This window comes from Eubacterium sp. BL-380-WT-2B, assembly GCF_009696115.1.
Classification (GTDB): Bacteria; Bacillota; Clostridia; order Eubacteriales; family Eubacteriaceae; genus Eubacterium; species Eubacterium callanderi.
The window spans coordinates 40,207-57,781 of sequence record NZ_VUMP01000008.1 but is presented as its reverse complement, the minus strand read 5'-3'; the positions used below and the strand labels follow the sequence as shown (position 1 = coordinate 57,781).

General features: G+C 47.6%; 20 protein-coding genes and 1 riboswitch. Of the genes, 2 read left to right on the top strand and 18 right to left on the bottom strand.

What is annotated here, in order from left to right:
- Positions 1-86: 86 nt before the first annotated feature.
- The 12 genes from FYJ53_RS16330 to FYJ53_RS16275 form a co-directional block, all read right to left on the bottom strand.
- Positions 87-1,493 carry a trimethylamine methyltransferase family protein gene (locus tag FYJ53_RS16330; RefSeq protein WP_013381128.1) on the bottom strand — a complete coding sequence of 469 codons (1,407 nt, stop codon included), beginning with the start codon at positions 1,491-1,493 and terminating at the stop codon, positions 87-89.
- A gap of 23 nt (positions 1,494-1,516) precedes the next feature.
- A complete protein-coding gene (locus FYJ53_RS16325; protein ID WP_013381129.1) occupies positions 1,517-2,791 on the bottom strand; it encodes a nitrate/nitrite transporter in 1,275 nt (424 codons plus the stop codon).
- 49 nt (positions 2,792-2,840) lie between these two features.
- Complete coding sequence (locus FYJ53_RS16320) at positions 2,841-4,145, bottom strand: nitrate/nitrite transporter (protein ID WP_013381130.1); 1,305 nt, start codon at positions 4,143-4,145, stop codon at positions 2,841-2,843.
- A 77-nt stretch (positions 4,146-4,222) separates the two neighbouring features.
- On the bottom strand, positions 4,223-5,629 hold the full coding sequence (locus tag FYJ53_RS16315; protein WP_148429346.1) for a trimethylamine methyltransferase family protein: 1,407 nt from the start codon (positions 5,627-5,629) through the stop codon (positions 4,223-4,225).
- Positions 5,630-5,850: 221 nt separating this feature from the next.
- The gene (locus FYJ53_RS16310) at positions 5,851-6,552 is read right to left on the bottom strand and encodes a GntR family transcriptional regulator (protein WP_013381132.1); all 702 of its coding nucleotides are present in this window, start codon (positions 6,550-6,552) and stop codon (positions 5,851-5,853) included.
- The gene (locus FYJ53_RS16305) at positions 6,549-7,265 is read right to left on the bottom strand and encodes a GntR family transcriptional regulator (protein WP_013381133.1); all 717 of its coding nucleotides are present in this window, start codon (positions 7,263-7,265) and stop codon (positions 6,549-6,551) included. The genes FYJ53_RS16310 and FYJ53_RS16305 overlap by 4 nt, the downstream gene beginning before the upstream one ends.
- A complete protein-coding gene (locus tag FYJ53_RS16300) occupies positions 7,238-7,882 on the bottom strand; it encodes a B12-binding domain-containing protein (protein ID WP_177190813.1) in 645 nt (214 codons plus the stop codon). Before FYJ53_RS16300 ends, FYJ53_RS16305 begins: the two co-directional genes overlap by 28 nt.
- 146 nt (positions 7,883-8,028) lie before the next feature.
- On the bottom strand, positions 8,029-8,862 hold the full coding sequence (locus tag FYJ53_RS16295) for an energy-coupling factor ABC transporter ATP-binding protein (RefSeq protein ID WP_013381135.1): 834 nt from the start codon (positions 8,860-8,862) through the stop codon (positions 8,029-8,031).
- Between the two features lie 11 nt (positions 8,863-8,873).
- Positions 8,874-9,761 carry a cobalt ECF transporter T component CbiQ gene (gene cbiQ, locus FYJ53_RS16290; RefSeq protein WP_148429348.1) on the bottom strand — a complete coding sequence of 296 codons (888 nt, stop codon included), beginning with the start codon at positions 9,759-9,761 and terminating at the stop codon, positions 8,874-8,876.
- Positions 9,762-9,841: 80 nt separating this feature from the next.
- The gene (locus FYJ53_RS16285) at positions 9,842-10,162 is read right to left on the bottom strand and encodes an energy-coupling factor ABC transporter substrate-binding protein (protein WP_013381137.1); all 321 of its coding nucleotides are present in this window, start codon (positions 10,160-10,162) and stop codon (positions 9,842-9,844) included.
- A gap of 1 nt (position 10,163) precedes the next feature.
- The gene (locus FYJ53_RS16280) at positions 10,164-10,916 is read right to left on the bottom strand and encodes an energy-coupling factor ABC transporter permease (protein ID WP_154557488.1); all 753 of its coding nucleotides are present in this window, start codon (positions 10,914-10,916) and stop codon (positions 10,164-10,166) included.
- A gap of 148 nt (positions 10,917-11,064) precedes the next feature.
- Positions 11,065-11,182, bottom strand: a riboswitch (cobalamin riboswitch).
- A gap of 154 nt (positions 11,183-11,336) precedes the next feature.
- Positions 11,337-12,047: a TetR/AcrR family transcriptional regulator gene (locus tag FYJ53_RS16275; protein ID WP_090414304.1), complete on the bottom strand. Its 711-nt coding sequence runs from the start codon at positions 12,045-12,047 to the stop codon at positions 11,337-11,339.
- Between the two features lie 163 nt (positions 12,048-12,210).
- Here FYJ53_RS16275 and FYJ53_RS16270 point away from each other — a divergent pair, with 163 nt between their 5' ends.
- Together FYJ53_RS16270 and FYJ53_RS21695 are read left to right on the top strand one after the other, a co-directional pair.
- On the top strand, positions 12,211-13,368 hold the full coding sequence (locus tag FYJ53_RS16270; protein WP_227930335.1) for a uroporphyrinogen decarboxylase family protein: 1,158 nt from the start codon (positions 12,211-12,213) through the stop codon (positions 13,366-13,368).
- A gap of 8 nt (positions 13,369-13,376) precedes the next feature.
- Positions 13,377-13,511 carry a hypothetical protein gene (locus FYJ53_RS21695; protein WP_256168571.1) on the top strand — a complete coding sequence of 45 codons (135 nt, stop codon included), beginning with the start codon at positions 13,377-13,379 and terminating at the stop codon, positions 13,509-13,511.
- Between the two features lie 61 nt (positions 13,512-13,572).
- On the opposite strand, the gene FYJ53_RS16265 is transcribed toward FYJ53_RS21695, so the two are convergent.
- Genes FYJ53_RS16265 through FYJ53_RS16240 form a run of 6 tightly spaced genes read right to left on the bottom strand, consistent with a single transcriptional unit; the run spans position 13,573 to position 17,571 of the window.
- Positions 13,573-13,959 carry a VOC family protein gene (locus FYJ53_RS16265; protein ID WP_013381142.1) on the bottom strand — a complete coding sequence of 129 codons (387 nt, stop codon included), beginning with the start codon at positions 13,957-13,959 and terminating at the stop codon, positions 13,573-13,575.
- Between the two features lie 14 nt (positions 13,960-13,973).
- Positions 13,974-14,720, bottom strand: a complete 747-nt coding sequence (recO, locus tag FYJ53_RS16260) for a DNA repair protein RecO (RefSeq protein ID WP_013381143.1) — start codon at positions 14,718-14,720, stop codon at positions 13,974-13,976.
- A gap of 3 nt (positions 14,721-14,723) precedes the next feature.
- Positions 14,724-15,638, bottom strand: coding sequence for a GTPase Era (gene era, locus FYJ53_RS16255; protein ID WP_148429351.1), 915 nt, complete (start codon positions 15,636-15,638; stop codon positions 14,724-14,726).
- Between the two features lie 21 nt (positions 15,639-15,659).
- Positions 15,660-16,037 carry a diacylglycerol kinase family protein gene (locus FYJ53_RS16250; protein WP_013381145.1) on the bottom strand — a complete coding sequence of 126 codons (378 nt, stop codon included), beginning with the start codon at positions 16,035-16,037 and terminating at the stop codon, positions 15,660-15,662.
- Positions 16,038-16,065: 28 nt separating this feature from the next.
- A complete protein-coding gene (ybeY, locus tag FYJ53_RS16245) occupies positions 16,066-16,536 on the bottom strand; it encodes an rRNA maturation RNase YbeY (protein ID WP_013381146.1) in 471 nt (156 codons plus the stop codon).
- A gap of 33 nt (positions 16,537-16,569) precedes the next feature.
- The gene (locus tag FYJ53_RS16240) at positions 16,570-17,571 is read right to left on the bottom strand and encodes a PhoH family protein (protein WP_090414298.1); all 1,002 of its coding nucleotides are present in this window, start codon (positions 17,569-17,571) and stop codon (positions 16,570-16,572) included.
- Positions 17,572-17,575: the final 4 nt, after the last annotated feature.

The window sequence follows — 17,575 nt, the reverse complement described above, 5'->3', positions numbered from 1 at the left end:
CTCCTAACGCTTTTGTGAAAATTATAACAAAGGCAAAAAAGAAGCGCCGTGACCATCGTCACGGCGCAGGATTGCTTTGTTGATTCTTAACGGTATTTTTCAGGCAGCAGGTCCTCCAGAATACTTCTCTGCTCCTTGTTAAAGTCAGGCTTAACATACTCATCCAGACGTTTCTTCCAAACCTCCGTCGCCAGCGATTCCGACGACGGACAGCCGGCCTGTATCCAGCTGTTATGATTATCCCGAATCGAAAGCTTCGGCATGATAAAGTCCGTACGGTAAGATTTTTGTGTCCGCTCAAAATGCTGTCCGGAGGGGCCGGTCTTTTTGATGGAGTCAAACATCACAGTTTTTTCATTAACCTCGTACCCCTGCTTCAGATGCTCCAGTGATTCAATCTTTTCTTCGTCTAAGATATATTTTTCATAGCCAATGGAATTAAAGGAGTCCAGCGTACCGCAGGCGTGCACAAGGCAATCCGTATCCAGTGCGTAGGCTGAAAACAGGTTCATAAAGGTCTCTGCACCGGCCTGGTAGTCCATGAGTTTGGAGTCTGTATTGCCTGCGCCGGTGTGTAAAGGTACATGATAATAACGGGCCATCCGAGCCGAGGTCGCCGCGCTCCAAAGGCTTTCAATACCTCCGTAGGCCGCCCCGGAGGACAGACGCATGTCGGCGGAATCAAACTTTCCGCAATAGACTACCGGTGTCCCCGGCCGCACAATCTGTGACAGCACAATGGATGCCAGGATCATGGCATTACCTAAGATGAAGGTGCCCGCCATCGACTGCGGTGCAGTAATACCGAGGGTCTGTCCGCTGCAGATAATCAGCGCCTGCCCGCTGCGCGAGTAGGTGATCAGAGCCTCCGCCATCGAAGTTGAGAGACGCATCGGTCCCATTGTGTCAATTAAACCGGCAGCGATGATCTTATCACTCAGGTGTTCCACACCATAAAAACGGCGCATCATTTCAAGACTTTCTTCTGCTACCTCTTTTCCCTCAACCAGTCCCATCATCGGTTTGGTACAGTACTCAAGAGCTACTCCAAGACGGTATTTTTCCCTGATATCTGGCGGAATGTAAGATACGTCAATGACATTTGGATTTGACACATCCATTATTTTACTGGTTTCATGGAGTTTGTGAAAATTTACCAGATGCTCATGGCTTGCCTTTTCATATCTGCCTTCCTTTAAGACATAAATGGGCCCATAGGCTGGAACATTTTTTGTTTTTCCATCACCCACAGTGATCTTATCACCGTCACGCCCATACCAGTCAAAGGTACGCGGTACTGACGCAAGGGCTTCATCGACCATTTTTTTGTCGATGTAGACAATATCATTCTCGACCTTCGCGCCATAATTCCTGAAAATATCAATGGCCTCCTCGCAGTGAAAAACCACGCCGACCTCCGATAAAATTTTCAGGCTCTCCTCGTGAATTCTCTCAATTTCCTGGTCTGTTCCTATTGAATAGTTTAACTTCATTCTCTTGTCTCCTCGTTGTTAAGTTAATTGTTCTTTCTCTTTTTCTGTTCTTCCTCTGCCAACAGCCGTATACGTCCCCTGTTACGCTTCATAAATATTATCAGCGCGGCAACCGCCATAATGCCAAAGCCTGCCTGCATCAGCATTACATACCGGTAAGCCATGCCTGAAGGATAAGTGTCTAACAGCTTGCCAATCACTGGCGGTAAAAAAGCATCGGACGCATAAGCGACTGTGGAGATAAGACCGATGGCGGTCCCCGAAAACTTCATCGGAATATCCGCTTCGTTCAGCGGCGCGTAGAGCTGACCTCTGACCGCGCCCGTCAGTATGATCTCAATAATAAATACAATGATAAACAGATACAGGCTTGCCCTGCTGTTTGGTATATAGCCGATCGCCAGTGCGCAGATAATCAGCAGAATGACCAGCCACAACATTGATTTGCTGGCGCCCAACCGGTCACCAAAGAAACCAGAGGCCAGAGCCCCAACCGGCTTAAAATAGGCAGTCAGCATGCCGATAAAAGCCATAGATGATACAGAAGCCCCAAAATTCAGATGGGCAATGGAGCTGCCGTAAGACCCAATAGTGCTTCCGATTGTATAGCCTCCAAGAGCGATGATGGCAATGAGCCAGATATCGGCATTTTTCAGGCACTGCAATATGATTTTCCAGGGCTTCTCATCATTAATACTCTCATCGTTTTCCAGGTCGTCTGTAAAGACAAACCAAGACGCCGCAGCCAGAAATATGAGGATACCGCCATATAAAAATATAACAAAGCGCAGCCCCATAGATAGCGATACAAAGTGTGTAAACATCCAAGCCGCAAAGGTTCCGACAAGCACCTCAAAAAACGAAGCCCCTGCCTCACGTCCTCCATACGCTTTGCTTTCACTGCCTACATTTCGTCCAAACTGTCTTGTCGCTTTAATTAAAGCGGCCCAAAAGGTGAGTGTTGTAGTGATCCCCAGCAACGCATAGATCACAATTGCCACATTGTAGGGTGGAAAGGTGCCAAACCAGAGGTTCAGCAGACCTGTTCCCAGAAAAGAAATTGTCAGAAGTTTTCGCGGTGAAAATTTATCAGCCACAATGCCACCCAGAAAGTATGTCAAAGTTGCTACCCATGCATAACAGCTGAATAAAACACCGAACTGCTCATTCGTCATCGTGAAAGCTTCTAGAAAAGCATTGTAATAACTGCTCCGCATGTAAACCACATAATAGATCGCGTTTCCGCCGGAGCACAATACTATAAACTGCAAAACACTTCTGATCCTTTGCCTTTTCATGATTAACTCCCTTTAATTAAAATCCACTGTTTTTTTCTAACACATGGATTCAGGCCCGGGCGCTTTTTTGTTTGGCCTCTTTGCGAAGACTTTTGGCTTCTTTCTCCTCAACTAAAATCTCTTTAATATTGTTTTTATTGCGATATCTGAAAATCAGACACAATACAACAGACAACAGTCCAAATCCTGCCAGAATCAGCATGGTGTAGCGATAAGCAGTAACGGAGTCATAGGTATCCAGGAAACGGCCGATCACTGGTGGCAGGAAAGCGTCTGACGCGTAAATAATAGTGGCCATAAAACCAAAAGCTGTCCCAGATAAAGACATGGGCACCCGCGCCTCCTTGATAGTTGCGTATTTCTGGCTTCTAAAAGCGCCAGTACACACAATTTCGACTGCGAAAAGGACTAAGAACAGCCAGATATATTCCGGACCTGTTGGCAGGAAGGCGAAAACAACGGCAAAGCCTGTCAGAACAATACTCAGGATTAACAGAACCGCACTCGGTCCAAATTTATCGCCAAACCAGCCGGCGCCCAATCCGCCAAAGGGTTTGAAATAAGCGGTCATAACCCCAACATACCCCATAACAGCGACAGTGGCGCCATAGTTTGAGCCGACAATGTCACCGCAATATGAACCCAGGGTACTCCCGATTGCATAGGCTCCGGCTCCCATCAGAGCACAAATCCAGATATCCACATTTTTCAAACATTGGAGAAGCAGCTTAAAGGGGCTTTCCTCACTAATGACAGCTTCGTCACCCGTACCGTTATCAAAAACAAACAGAGAGATGATCGCCAGAAGAATGAGAATGCCACCGTACATAAAGATGACAAAGCGGAGTCCCGCCGACATAACGGCAAATTTTGTAAACAGAAACACCGCCAATGTCCCGAATATGACTTCAAAAATCGCTTTACCGGCTTCCAGCCCGCCAAAGGCCTTACTCTCACTTCCTACACTCTGTCCAAACTGTCTTGTTGCCTTCAACAGTGCAGCCCAGAAGGTCAAAGTTGTTGTGACGCCCATCAGCGCATAGATTAACAACGCCGTCTCGTATTTCGGAAAGGTGCCAAACCAGATATTGAGCAAGCCGGTTCCCGCAAAAGATATGACCATCAGCACCTTTGTGGAGACCTTATCGGCCACAATCCCTCCCAGAAAATAGGTTGCGACTGCTACCCAGGCATAGCAGCTGAATAAAACGCCAAACTGCTCATTTGTCATTGTGAAGGCTTCCAGAAAGGCTTCATAGAAGCTGCTTCGCATAAAAATAACATAAAAAATTGCATTTCCCCCTGCACAGAGTACAATAAACTGAAGGATGCTTTTTAACTTAGAATTTTTCATTTTTTACTCCTTTTTAATTTAACAAACCGGTGCTTATCAGGCGGCCAGGGTCATCCGGCCGCCCGGTAAGTCCAGTATTAACGGTATTCTTCGGGGATGAGCGTGTCAAGAATTTTTGCCTGCTCCCCGGACATATCAGGCATTGTGTATTCCTCCAGCCGCCGCAGCCATTCCTTTGTGGCCAGCGACTCAGCAGATGGACAACCTGCCTGCATCCAGCTGTTGTGGTTGTCACGGATCGAAAGCTTTGGCATAATAAAATCTCTCCGGTAGGACTTCTGAGTTCTTTCAAAATGCTGTCCCGTCGGCCCTGTCCTTAAAATCGAATCAAACATAATCGTCGAGTCATCAATCTCATACCCCTTTATCAGATGCTTCAAAGATTCTATTTTTTCTTCGTCCAGAATAAACTTCTCATAGCCGATGGAGTTCATAGAGTCCAGCAATCCGCAGGCATGTACCTGGCATTCAACCTTCAGCAGATAAGCGGTCAAAAGATTCATAAATGACTCAGCCCCTGCCTGGTAATCCATAAGCTTAGAATCCGTATTGCTCGTGCCGCTGTGCAGCGGCACACCGTAAAAGTCAGCCATTCTTCTGGAGGTGGCGCAAGCAAGCATGGCCTCTATTCCCCCATAGGCCGCTGCCGAACGCAGCCGCATATCCGACGAGTCAAACTTCCCGCAGTAGACAACCGGCGTGCCAGGATGAGCAAGCTGCGCTAAAACCATAGCTGCCAGAATCATCGCATTGCCCAGAGCATAGACACCGGCCATGGACTGCGGCGTGGTAACGCCAAAGGTCTGCCCCGCGCAGATAATTACCGCCTGCCCCAGCTCGGCGTATGTGATCAGAGCCTCAGACATTGCTGTGGACATCTGCATCGGCCCCATCGTGTCGATAAGCCCGGTTGCGATGATCTGTCTTCTGACATCCTCCAGTCCATAAAAACGGCACATTGTCTCAAGGCTCTCTGTCGCGACAGCTTTGCCTTCCACCAGACCCATCAGAGGCTTCTGGCAGTATTTCAGGGCAATGCCCAAACGGTACTTTTCCCTTGCCTCTCCATGAACATAGGACACGTCAATGACATTCGGGTTTGAGATATCAATGACCTTACTTGTCTCATGCAGCTTGTGAAAATTGACCAGATGTTTATGGTTCGACAGCTCGTACTTCCCATTCTGGCAGACATACATCGGTCCATAGGACGGCGCATTATGCGTAATCTTATTGCCGATGGTAATCTTGTTCCCCAGCCGGTCATACCAGTCATAGGTCTTTGGCAAAGTGGACAGTGCCCTCTCAACAAGCTTTTCATCCATATGGACAATTCCGTTCTCAACCCTGGCCCCGTGTTTTCTGAAAATATCAAATGCCGCTTCACACCGAAAGGACACGCCCACCTCAGATAAGATCTTCAGACTTGTCTCGTGAATACGCTGCACCTCTTCGTCTGTTCCAATTGAATAATTTAATTTCATGATTCTCCCCTAAATTTTAATCATCAATCAACTTAATTTGTCAAGATATTATAAATATCATGTTATACTCAATTGCTATAAAAAAATAATCCTTTTAGAAAACCATCTCCTTTTTATTCAAATATATATAACATGTTATACTCAATTGAATTACACTAATAGTAATTTCTGAAATAAGATTAACATCTTTTGTATGCGTTGTCAAGAAAATTTACAAATTTTTACGAAATCCGAAAATCGATATCGTCACAGCTGGCAAAGCTTACAGAGATACCAGCAAACCGGTTCTGCTTAGTGTAATACTCAATAAGGATTCGGAACATACTGTCCTCCTCCTCCAGATAGAGCTTATCCTTTACCGTCTTGCAGTGGTTATCGACAGACAAATAAAATTTTTTATTGATGTCATAATTGTTAATAACGCCGATACCGTCATTGATCCAGCGCTCCTCATTAAATGAATGGATATTGAGACGTGGATTGTGCAGGATGAAAATCAGCTCATACATAACAGGCAGCTGTCCAAAACAGTGTATACGGGCGATTTTAATACACTTTGCACGACGGTTTGGCCGTACCTTAGTGTACTGCTTCATCTCCTCGAGATCGACCGAATCGACCGAGAGGACTTTTACATCTTTTGGCTCATGCTTCATAGAGGTTCTCTGGTTATAACGCAGGGCGTATACCTCATTTTTGATTTCATTTACAAAATTACCGACTCTCGGCCTAGAGTGGACATAGCCGTTTTGACGCAGCAGTTCAATACTTTTGCGGACTGTTATATTACTCACATTATAGAGCTCACACAGTTCACTGAAGGAGGGCAGCTTTTCCCCGGGCTGAAACGTTTTATCCAGAATTTTATCCTTTAAATCCTCGTAGACAACCTGATAGGTTGTAAACAGTTGTTCATTACTCATACACTAAAAACTCCTTTGATACAGCTCTCATCCGCATTTAAATACAAACGGTCCAGACCAGTGGGGGTTCCCCGGTCATCATAGATTTTTCGCTCCACTAAGAGTACCGAGTCTGTATTTTTACTGTCAATATCCATTTTTTCCTTCAGCCACGCCTCAGGAATAATGCCGTTAATGACAATCTCCTCTCTGAAATCCGTCTGAGAGCCCTTGATCATATCCTTCAGGCCCGTGTAGGTCAAATCCTTCTCATCAATGGGAAGGCCTCTGAAATAAGGGATAAAGCGCCTGTCATACCCAATAATTAACTCATCCCTAAAAATATGCCAGTCCATAAAAACAATCTTACTCTCCCTTGAAACCTTGAGCTCATAAACCAGGTCGATATCAGGCTTGATCATTTTAGCCTTAATCAGCTCCACCCGGTCATACCCGCCGTTGAGAATGCTGTTAATGTCCATATCAATCCGGTACAGATCAGTGGACACACCCTTGACAAAGGAGCCCTTTCCCGCCTTCGTATAGATATAGCCCTCATTCTCCAACAGATTAAGCGTGTTTCTGATGGTCAGCCGGCTCGCACCATACTTCTCACCCAGCTTTTTTTCTGATGGGAGCATCTCATTCCGGGCATAGATCCCACCCAGTATTTTTAAGCGGATATCGTCAGCAATCTGCTGATACTTTACCGATTGGCTCTTTCTTCCATCCATCGTTGACACAGCTTTACACCATCCAAAATATTATTTGCATAACCATCTGCCCCGCAGCATCGGACAATCTCATCATCAATGAAACTGCCCCCGAGAATAATTTTCAAATTCTGCCTCAGCCCTTCGCCTGTTATAACGTCAATGGTCCGCTTAATGTAGTCCACGGCGCTGGTCAGGACAACGCTGATTCCCAAAATATCTGGCTGATACTTGATGATATTCTTTATAAAAATATCGGAGGAGACATCTACTCCCAAGTCAATGATCTTGAAGCCTGAAATAATCGCCCCACTTTTAAAAATCGACTTTCCGATATCATGAATGTCCGACTCTATGGTCCCCAAGAGAATCAGGCCAGAGCTGTTGGTCCGCTCAATCTGGTCATAAAGATGCATCTCTTTTGAGTTGATGATCTGCTCATAGAGAATGCCAGACATCATCAGGTCTGAAAGCGTGGCCTCCCCTGTCTCAAATCCCTTCCCGATTTCCCCAAGCGCAAAATTGACCGCCTCGATAATTTCATAGGGCTTTATGCCGCTCCGCAGCGCCCGTTTAGTCAATTTATTGACGAGCTCCTCATCAAGCTCTACAAAAGCAGTAATTAATTGTTCAATCATTTCCGCCTCACTGGTATTGTAATCTTTTTTAGTATAACATAGCATACTCATAAAAAACAACCACGACAGGCTAAATTGATGACAAAAAAGAACCAGCACATTCAGGGCTGGTTCTTCTGTACATTTTCTGCTTTGGCTGCTGCCCTTTAGGCCTCCAGCAGGTGTTTAAACGCCGCCACATCCTTCGGATAAGCCTGGTCATCCGGGAGCATCCCTTTTGCCACCATGGCGTCGTAAACCTCCAGCATCATAGGCTTTTTCAGGTTGGCCCGTTTCAGGATTTCCGCATCGCTGAAGATTTCGACCGGCGGGGCGTCAGCGATAATCTGCCCGTCACAGAATACCAGGGCGCGCTCTGCCCAGCGATAGGCAAAATCGACATCGTGGGTGGAGATCAGCATGGTTTTTTCCTGAGCGGCCAGCTTCTCAAGCACCTCCTCCAGCATTTCCGCATTCAGCGGGTCCAGGGCCGCGGTGGGCTCATCAAAGACAATGACCTCGGAGTGCATGGCAATGATGTCGGCAATGGTGATCCGCTTTTTTTCTCCACCGCTCAGATAATGGGGCGGTCGGTCCTTAAAATCCGTAATATTCATATATTCCAGAGCTTCATCAACCCGGCGGACCACCTCTTCCCTGGGAAGCTTGAGATTCATAGGACCAAAGGAGACCTCCCCCATGACCGTCGAGGCAATGATCTGATTGTCCGCATCCTGAAAAACGATCCCGATGGACTTCCGCAGCGTATTCAGATCCTTCTTATCCCGGGTGAGCTTCTGACCTTTAAAGTAAATTTCACCGCTGTCCGGTGTGAGCACACCATTAAGGTTCAGGAAAAAAGTCGACTTTCCTGCCCCGTTAGAGCCGATAACCGCAATACGCTCGCCCTTTCCGATGGTCACATCAATGCCCCGAAGGGCCGGCTTATCCCCAGTGTATGCGTACTTTAGATTTTTTATTTCAATGATTGTTTCTTTCATGTTGCCTTCTCCTAGAATTTTAAAATCCAAACAGCTGCCAACAGCAGCACAACCAGCGCCGCCGCCATTAACTGTTCTCTGCGAAGGGGCTTCTCAGCCTCTAAAAACAGCAGATCGCCATCATAGCACCGGGCCTCCATGGCGTCATAATACTGGCTGGCACGCTTCATGGAAACCACAAAAAGATTACTCATGGAGTGACCAAAGGAATAAACCGCAGTCTTAAAGTCGCAGTAACCCAGCCGCGACTCCGCCGAATTTTTCATTTTGACCTGGGTATCCATCAGAATAAAAATATACCGATAGATCATGTTCATCAGCTCAATAACAAGCTTGGGGACATGCACGCGGCGTAAAACCCCAAAGACCTCGGTAGATGGGGTGGACAGAGACATCATATACATGGCGCTGACTGCGCCAAAAGCCTTTCCCCATAAATACAGCGTTGTCATGAGGCTGTCATGGGAAATATAAACATAAAAGAAATGGCAGTTAAGGAACCAGAGGCCAAGAGGCTCACTTGAAAAATTAAAAAGGATAGCAATACTCCCAAGTATAAGAAACGCCACCGGCACTCTCAGAAAGCTCAGGTAATCTCTAAAATGCACACCGCCCATGACCACTGTAACATAGGCCGTGATCAAAATAACCAGAACCGATACATAAAGGTTATTGGCAATGACACAGATGAGCAGAAGCAGCAGGGAAAACCCTACCTTAAAGCCGGGATTCCAGCCGTTGATCTTTGAATTGTAGGCGAGCACATCAATGGAAAAAAACGCCCCACCGTGGGAATGGCTGTGATGTCCGCCGTGTCTGTGGGCGCATTCCCGGTGGCGCAGCCAATATACCAGGCCACATACACACAGAACTGCAAGTGCTACTAAAAATACCTTCACGAACAAGCTCCTTTACTCTAAGGAATTTTTTACTCTTAATCATAAAAAGAGGGCAGGTTGCCCTACCCCCGGAAATGCGATTACAGCTCTGAATCTTCTTTGCCGAGCTTTTTGCGCTCTACCAGACGGCCCATGAAAAAGGCCAGAATGCCAACGCCGATACCGGTCTGGAGACAGAAGATCAGTGATTCAACCTCACCCGGCAGTTCACCGTTGATCAGTGTTTCGAGCACTGGTGTAAACCAAGGCTCATATTCGCCGCCCTGAATTTCTTCGATCATAGTGCTTCCCGCATCATCGGAACCGCCAAACTCTGCGCCCTGAAGGGCAAAAAGCGGAACGACCACCAAAAGTGCGACGATTACCAGCAGAACAATAACTAGTTTTTTATTTTTGCTCATCTTACGCTTCCTCCGCTGCTAAAAATCCAATTGATTTTAACTCTGGGCTCGCATAGGTTTCCAGAGCAATGACAATAATAACCGTTAAAATCCCTTCAATGATGGCCAGCGGCAGCTGTGTAGGGGCAAACACACCCAGGAACTTAACAGCAGAAGCTGCCACGCCGCCTGTTTCTGAGGGATAGGCAAAGGCCAGCTGAATACTGGTGACACAGTAGGTAAACAAGTCACCGATGCAGGCTGCCAGAAACACGCCGATTTTGCGGTTTACCTCCATTTTCTGGCACAGCTTGTAGATCCCAAAGGACACAAATGGACCTGCGATGGCCATGGAAAAGGTGTTGGCACCGAGGGTCGTGAGACCACCGTGAGCCAGAAGGATTGCCTGGAATAATAATACAATAATACCCAGAATACTGACTGCGCTGGGTCCGAATAAAATGGCGCCCAGGCCTGTACCTGTCATGTGCGAGCAGCTGCCCGTAACGGATGGAATCTTTAGAGATGAGATCACGAAGATAAATGCGCCCGCCATCGCAAGTAAGGTGATCGCCCTTCTGTTGCCTGTCAGAGTCTTTTTAATGGAGAAAAAGCCAGCTGCAAGAAAAGGTATACATAAAACACCCCACATAATACAGTAGCCAACTGGTAAATAACCTTCCATGATGTGCATTGCGTTTGCCGCGGGCACAATGCCGAAGACCAACGCCCATGCACCAAGCATGGTCACAACTTGTTTTTGTCTCTTTGTCATTTTCTACCTCCTCAAACTTGTTCCCAATGTACTTTCCCATAAAAAAATCGCTCATCAAAAAAGATAAGCGATGAAAGTACGAAATGGGTGTGCCAAAGATACACACAGCCTCGTCCTTACATTCAGTTATCTCTCGTAACCAAATGCAGCTTAAAATCCTATGGTCAGCAATCTGACTTGACTTTCGTCTTACAGCGGCGGGACCGTTTGGGATTTTCACCCAATTGTGCTCAAACCATCGTGAGGCCGATGGACAACCACAGGACAATAATAACAATGCCGAATTTACATTTATTATATGCTTGTAAGCCTGTTTTGTCAATACCTCTGTTGCATTTATTTGAAAACCATCAGCGTTCCTTATACCCATACCCCTTATAGGTATACTTTGACTCGCCTAACTTTATCATCCAGCCCTTACTAAAGCTTCGCGTCTGGCCGCACCGATAAACTGATTTCAAATACCGGGCTGATCTCAAAGGTAAAACGGCTGACAACCTTCCTCGACTTTTCGATATTTTCATGGATGTAATCCCCATCAGTGAAAAGAAAACTATAGTAGTCAAAGAAGAACCAGTCGACAGCATCCTGGAGCTCCAGATCAATCTGCTTTTCAAGCACATCCCTGAAAACCTGAATTTCCATTCCAACCGTCAGTGATTTCAGATACTCAAAATACCTGCGTTCCTTCAGCCTGGGGTTAATACCCATGTAGGCCTCACCCTCAAGCTCCAGATTAAAGAAATAGTCCCGCAGATCCAGCATGCTTCTTGCAAACAGCGGCAGTTTTGAAACCTCCGCATAAAACCGTGTGACAGAAGCATCTGTAAACAACGCCTTAAAATATGCCCGATAGCCGATCATATCGAACAGCAGCCCCCGGGGCAGACTGCCCAGCTCAGCCTTCCGCTCATCCACACAGAAAACAACATCGTTGCAAAAGTCTTTATAAATCTGAACTGCCAGGTTCTCTTTCGCCCCAAAATAGTAGTTCAAAAGCCCCTGCTTTGTCCGGGCATCGGTGATGATGTCCTTGACTGTTGTCTTATCATAGCCCTTCTGGTAAAAAATCTTTTTGGCGCTCTGGTAAAGGCTCTCCTTTGTCTCGAGACCATTTTTATAGTTTGCCATGGCTCCTCCACGTTTTTTATTTTATTATAGCATCCACCATAAAAAAAATAAAGGAACGAATTTTGAACGTTGACAAATTTTAAAAAAAGGTGTATATTGAACGTATTCAAAATATGTGCACATTTTGTTTAAATCTGTAAAAAATAAGGGAGAACAAAATAAAATGGAAAATGTTCAGGCAAAGCTGGATAATTTTATGCGCGGTGTTCGCGGCGAAAAAATGGACTATGTTCCCATTATGATGGACTTTGAGCCCACCTATATCTGTGAATACACAAAGCAGGACTGTATTCGTTCCTTTTGGGATTACGACGGCTTCATCAAAGGTTATGAACAGGTCATGAAGGACTTTGACATCGACCTGACCCAGAGCGTGGTTTTCCTGCCGCCACAGAAAAACGCCCTGTTGGGATCAAAAGTATGGGTTCAGAACCGTGTCAACGGCTATATGCAGCATCCAGAGGTAACCTCACTGCTTCCGGAGGAATACCCCGAGCTTATCGAAGATCCCATCCACTGCATCGCATCCCGCGTGCTGCCCCGGATGTACACCGAACTGGGGCGTGAAGCCCCTTACAGCACCATGGCCTTTGCCAAGGCGCTGCTCTATGAAAAGAATCAGGTCCACCACTTCTATGATCAGATTTTTGAGAAAACCATGGCTAATGACGCTCTGCTCTACTATGGCACCATGTTCTACGCTCCCTTCGACCTTCTGGCCGACCATCTGCGGGGCATTACCCAGATTTCCATGGACCTGCGGCGGAGAAAGGACGATGTTGAAGCCGCCTGCGACGCGCTGCTAAACGTCATGGCCCGCTATGTCGAAACCACCAGCATGGCGGATGAAAGCGGCTTCCCGCTGGCCTGTACCTGGTCACATCTTCCGCCGATGATCAACCAGAAGCAGTTTGAACGTTTTTACTGGCCCACCTTTAAAAAGCTGTGTGAAATGCTGACCGCCAAAGGCGTTACCCTTTATGTCAACTTCCAGGGCGACTACCGCGACGGCCGGTTCTTCGATTTTTATCAGGAACTGCCCAAAGATAAAATCGTCATTGCCGTGGAATACCAGGATTTTGAACAGGCGACTGCCACTCTTGGCCAGGACCATATGCTCAGCTGCTCCTATCCGCTGAACTATTTTTCAGATTACTCCACCGAGGAGTGCATTGACAAAGCCCGCGAGCTCATGGATATCGGTATGAAAAACGGCCGCTTTTACTTTGGGCTGAACAAATCCGCCCTGGATTTTCATGATGCTGACCCGGATAAGCTGAAAGCTGTATTGAATTTTGTCCGTGAGTACGGACAGTATTGAGGTGAAACATGAAAGATCAATTAACACAGTTGGACAAAGAAATTGTTGAGAGCTACCCTGAAGAATACCGTCCCATGATCGAAAGCAATCTTGAGGTAACAGAGACCGAGCTGGAAATGTTTATTCTCAGCCTGATCATGTAAGGCGGCAAGCTGCAATAAAAAAGCTCCCGGCAGGCCGGGGGCTTTTTTCTGTGCTCTTCGCTTATTTCAGGCGGATAATCTCAATTTTATACCCGTCTGGATCCTTGATGAAATAGTAGCTTTTAACGCCGTTGTCCAGGCCGCTGAGGTCGGTGACGTCGTAGCCTTTGGCTTTGTGCTCTTCATGGCTGGCTTCCAGGTCTTCGACCTCTACCGCCAGATGTCCATAGCCATCGCCAATGACATAAGGCTTTTCAGGGTCGTAGTTGTAGGTAAGCTCCAGGGTGAAATCGGTCTGGCCGTCGCCCAGGTATACCAGGGTAAACTTACCTTCCGGTTTATCCTTTCTGCGGACTTCCTTAAAGCCCAGTGCATCCTGATAGAATGCCAGTGATTTTTCAAGATCCATTACACGGATCATGGTATGTGCCATACGGTATTTTCCCATAATGTTGTTCCTCCTTATAAATTTAAGTCCCGGTAGAAGTCATAGGTTTTGAGGTTTTTCGCCAGCTGGTAGGAAATATAGTGGTTCATCATGTCCATGATGCGCCGCACCACCGCCGGGTCAAACGCCCGCTGTCTTATCGCCTTAATGGGGGTGACGAGGAGATAGACCATCTCCGAGAGCACCTCCGGGGTAAGCCGGTAGCTATAGCCTTCTGTCCGATGACAATTTTCGCATAAAACGCCGTTATTTTCAATACTGAAATGTGTTAAATGTTCGGTGCTGCCGCAGAGCGCGCAGGTGTCAAAAACCGGACGTATGCCGTGCACCTCCGTCAGCTTGAGCTGAAGAGCTGCCACCAGCGCCTCATTGCTCTGACTCTTATCCTCCGATAGATAAAACAGGATGAAATTCACCAGCCGCAGTACAGCCTTATTCCCCTGGTAGTAATCATAAAAGGCGTCCAACAGCTCTAAAACATAGGAAGCCAGAGACATCTTCATCAGATCATTGCGCAGCGGATAAAAAGACTGTATAAGACTGGCCTGATTGATATTGGCAAAATTTTTGCCGGGATAATAGACAAACTCGCTGTAGGCAAAGAGCTGGGTCGCTGCCACCAGCGGGCTGCGGTTCCGCCTTACCCCCTTGGCGATGGCCTTGATCTTTCCCTCCTCCTCCGTGAAAAGAGTGATGATCTTGTCCTGCTCCTGAAAGGGCTGCTCTCGGATCACGATGCCCTTCGTCTTTACCAGTGCCATAAGCTACTCAGTATATCCCAGATCCTTGAGGTCATAGGTTTTCTCACGCCAGTCTGCCCTTACCTTGACCCAGAGCTGAAGGTTAACCGGTGTTTTCAGAAAGAATTCAATATCCTTTCTGGCGTAAGTTCCAATCTTTTTGAGCATGGAGCCCTGCTTTCCAATCAGAATCCCCTTGTGGGTTTTGCGCTCACAGAAAATAGTAGCGTCGATGTCGATGATGTTCTTATCCTCCCGCGCCTTCATTTTTGTGACCTCAACCGCCACGCCGTGGGGCACCTCATCCTTGAGCAGGTGCAAAACCTTTTCGCGGATCAGCTCGCCCACGATAAAGCGTTCGGACTGGTCCACCACCATATCCGGCGGAAAGTACATGGGGCCCGGCTCCAGATGCTTTTTAATGGCTGCCAGAAGCTCCTGTACCCCATCACCGTTCCAGGCCGAAACAGGGATAATACTGTCCAGGAAGGTGTTATCCTGATAGGCCGCAATGGTCTTAAGCAGTTCCTCCTTAGGCACTGTGTCAATCTTGTTGATGATCAGGAGCACCGGTGTCCGGCTGCCTGCAAGCTTATCCAGAATGTACTGGTCACCCGGGCCAATCCTGTCCTCAGGCTCCACCAGAAAGAGCACCACATCCACGTCGGAGATCGTATCCTCGGCAGACTTTAACATAAAGGCTCCCAGCTTGTTCTTTGGCTTGTGCATGCCCGGCGTATCGATAAAGACCATCTGGCTGTCCGCGTCAGTGTGGATGCAGCGGATGGCGTTTCTGGTGGTCTGAGGCTTGTTAGCCGTGATGACCAGCTTTTCCCCCATGATGCTGTTAAGCAGCGTGGACTTGCCCACATTGGGGCGGCCGATGATGCTGATAAAGCCTGATTTAAATGGTTGTTCTGTTTTTTTTGTTTCCTGCATAAATTTTCCTTTACTTTTGTTTTACTTAAAGATAAGTGGTGCGATCATATCCCAGATCTTTGGCAGAAAAATGATCAGCCCCACCACCACAGACACAATGGCCATGAGCAGTACCGCGCCGGCCGCTGTATCCTTGGAGACCTTGGCCAGATGGTGGTATTCCTCGGTGTAGAGGTCCACCAGTGTTTCGACAGCAGTATTAACCACCTCTAAAATAAGTACAAAGCCAATGACAATGACAATGGCCAGCCATTCGGCCTCCGACAATTTGAAAAAGAAGCCGGCCAAAATGGCAAACAGGCCGATCACACTGTGTATCTTCATGTTGGGCTGGGTCTTTAATACATATTTAATACCCTCAAATGCGTACCCAAAACTGCTTGTTAAACGTCGGCGCATTTTCCTCTCCCCCTTAACTGAAAAATGGTCAGTCGTCGCCCATAATGGCCTTTTCCCGGGCGCGCATCACTCTTTTTTCGTCCTCTTCCATATGGTCGTAGCCCAGCAGGTGCAGCACGCTGTGCACACTCAGGTAGCAGATTTCCCGCTCCAGGCTGTGCCCGTACGCCTCTGCCTGCTCCGCTGCCCGCGTGGTTGAAATCACGATGTCCCCCAGCATAACCGGGATTCCCGTCTCATAGGTGAGCATATCCTCATCCTCAGGGAACTCCAGCATGGGAAAGGACAGCACGTCGGTTTCCTTATCAATGTTTCGGTACTCGGCGTTGAGCTCCTGGATTTCCTCAGGTATCACCAGCGAAAAGCTTATCTCACAGGGCACCAGAACATTCTCCTGCTGAAGCGTGATTATAATGTATTCCTCAACCTTTTCATAAACCGATGCGTCGAGCTCGACCCCGCTCCGGTTGTCAATTTCCAAATCCAGTTCTAATGGCAATTTTTCTCTCCTCCTTCTTAAGGCCTGACCATCTTAATCTGGCTGTTCAGCCAGTTCAAGCTCCTGCTTCTTTTCTCTCGCCTTATCATTCCGGTCATAGGCCTCGATGATGCGCTGAACCAGACGGTGGCGCACCACATCGTCCTGTGAGAACTCGATAAAGGCAATGTCCGGAATGCCGCGCAGAATCCTGCGGACCTCCTTAAGGCCGGAGCGCTTGCCGCCGGGCAGGTCAATCTGGGTAATATCCCCGGTCACCACGATTTTAGAGCCCTGGCCAAAACGGGTCAGAAACATTTTCATCTGCTCTGGCGTGGTGTTCTGGGCTTCATCCAGTATAATGTAGGCATTTTCGAGTGTACGTCCGCGCATGTAAGCCAGCGGCGCCACCTCGATAAGCCCTTTTTCCATATTCTTTTCAAAGGCCTCGGCGCCCATGATTTCAAAAAGCGCATCGTACAGCGGACGCAGATAAGGGTCTACCTTATCCTGCAAATCACCAGGCAGGAAGCCCAGCTTTTCACCAGCCTCCACCGCCGGACGGGTCAGGATCAGGCGGTCCACCTCGCCGTTTTTAAAAGCCGTGATCGCCATGGCCATGGCCAGATAGGTTTTGCCTGTGCCTGCCGGGCCAATGCCAAAAACGATGTCGTTATGGCGGATGGCGTCAATATAGCGCTTCTGCCCCAGGGTTTTGCTGCGGATAGGCTTGCCCCGCATGGTATAGCAGATAATGTCATCATTCAGGGCGCTGTATTCCTTCTCCAACCCCTTTGACTGAAGTGTAAGGATATACTCCGTATTATCTTTTGTTATGCCGCCTTGGCTTCCGATGGTGCGGATCATTTCCTCAATGACCCTTACCGCCGCCTCTACCCGCCTGCCCTCGCCGCGGATTTTGAGCGCACTGTCGCGCACCAGGACGTCTACCTTCAGACGCCCCTCGATGAGCTTGATATTTTCGTCATATTTACCGAAAACCTTAGATAGGGTCTCCGGCGATTCAATCATAATGTCCTTTGTAATTTCTTCCAAATGA

Bases quoted from the DNA above. Each gene is read 5' to 3' on its own strand.
- era (WP_148429351.1), bottom strand. From the start codon at position 15,638: ATGCAGGAAACAAAAAAAACAGAACAACCATTTAAATCAGGCTTTATC.
- FYJ53_RS16305 (WP_013381133.1), bottom strand. From the start codon at position 7,265: ATGGATGGAAGAAAGAGCCAATCGGTAAAGTATCAGCAGATTGCTGAC.
- FYJ53_RS16300 (WP_177190813.1), bottom strand. From the start codon at position 7,882: ATGATTGAACAATTAATTACTGCTTTTGTAGAGCTTGATGAGGAGCTC.
- FYJ53_RS16310 (WP_013381132.1), bottom strand. From the start codon at position 6,552: ATGAGTAATGAACAACTGTTTACAACCTATCAGGTTGTCTACGAGGAT.
- FYJ53_RS16315 (WP_148429346.1), bottom strand. From the start codon at position 5,629: ATGAAATTAAATTATTCAATTGGAACAGACGAAGAGGTGCAGCGTATT.
- FYJ53_RS16330 (WP_013381128.1), bottom strand. From the start codon at position 1,493: ATGAAGTTAAACTATTCAATAGGAACAGACCAGGAAATTGAGAGAATT.
- FYJ53_RS16285 (WP_013381137.1), bottom strand. From the start codon at position 10,162: ATGAGCAAAAATAAAAAACTAGTTATTGTTCTGCTGGTAATCGTCGCA.
- FYJ53_RS16250 (WP_013381145.1), bottom strand. From the start codon at position 16,037: ATGCGCCGACGTTTAACAAGCAGTTTTGGGTACGCATTTGAGGGTATT.
- FYJ53_RS16295 (WP_013381135.1), bottom strand. From the start codon at position 8,862: ATGAAAGAAACAATCATTGAAATAAAAAATCTAAAGTACGCATACACT.
- FYJ53_RS16325 (WP_013381129.1), bottom strand. From the start codon at position 2,791: ATGAAAAGGCAAAGGATCAGAAGTGTTTTGCAGTTTATAGTATTGTGC.
- FYJ53_RS16320 (WP_013381130.1), bottom strand. From the start codon at position 4,145: ATGAAAAATTCTAAGTTAAAAAGCATCCTTCAGTTTATTGTACTCTGT.
- recO (WP_013381143.1), bottom strand. From the start codon at position 14,720: ATGGCACTGGTAAAGACGAAGGGCATCGTGATCCGAGAGCAGCCCTTT.
- FYJ53_RS16280 (WP_154557488.1), bottom strand. From the start codon at position 10,916: ATGACAAAGAGACAAAAACAAGTTGTGACCATGCTTGGTGCATGGGCG.
- FYJ53_RS16275 (WP_090414304.1), bottom strand. From the start codon at position 12,047: ATGGCAAACTATAAAAATGGTCTCGAGACAAAGGAGAGCCTTTACCAG.
- FYJ53_RS16265 (WP_013381142.1), bottom strand. From the start codon at position 13,959: ATGGGAAAATACCGTATGGCACATACCATGATCCGTGTAATGGATCTT.
- FYJ53_RS21695 (WP_256168571.1), top strand. From the start codon at position 13,377: ATGAAAGATCAATTAACACAGTTGGACAAAGAAATTGTTGAGAGCTAC.
- FYJ53_RS16270 (WP_227930335.1), top strand. From the start codon at position 12,211: ATGGAAAATGTTCAGGCAAAGCTGGATAATTTTATGCGCGGTGTTCGC.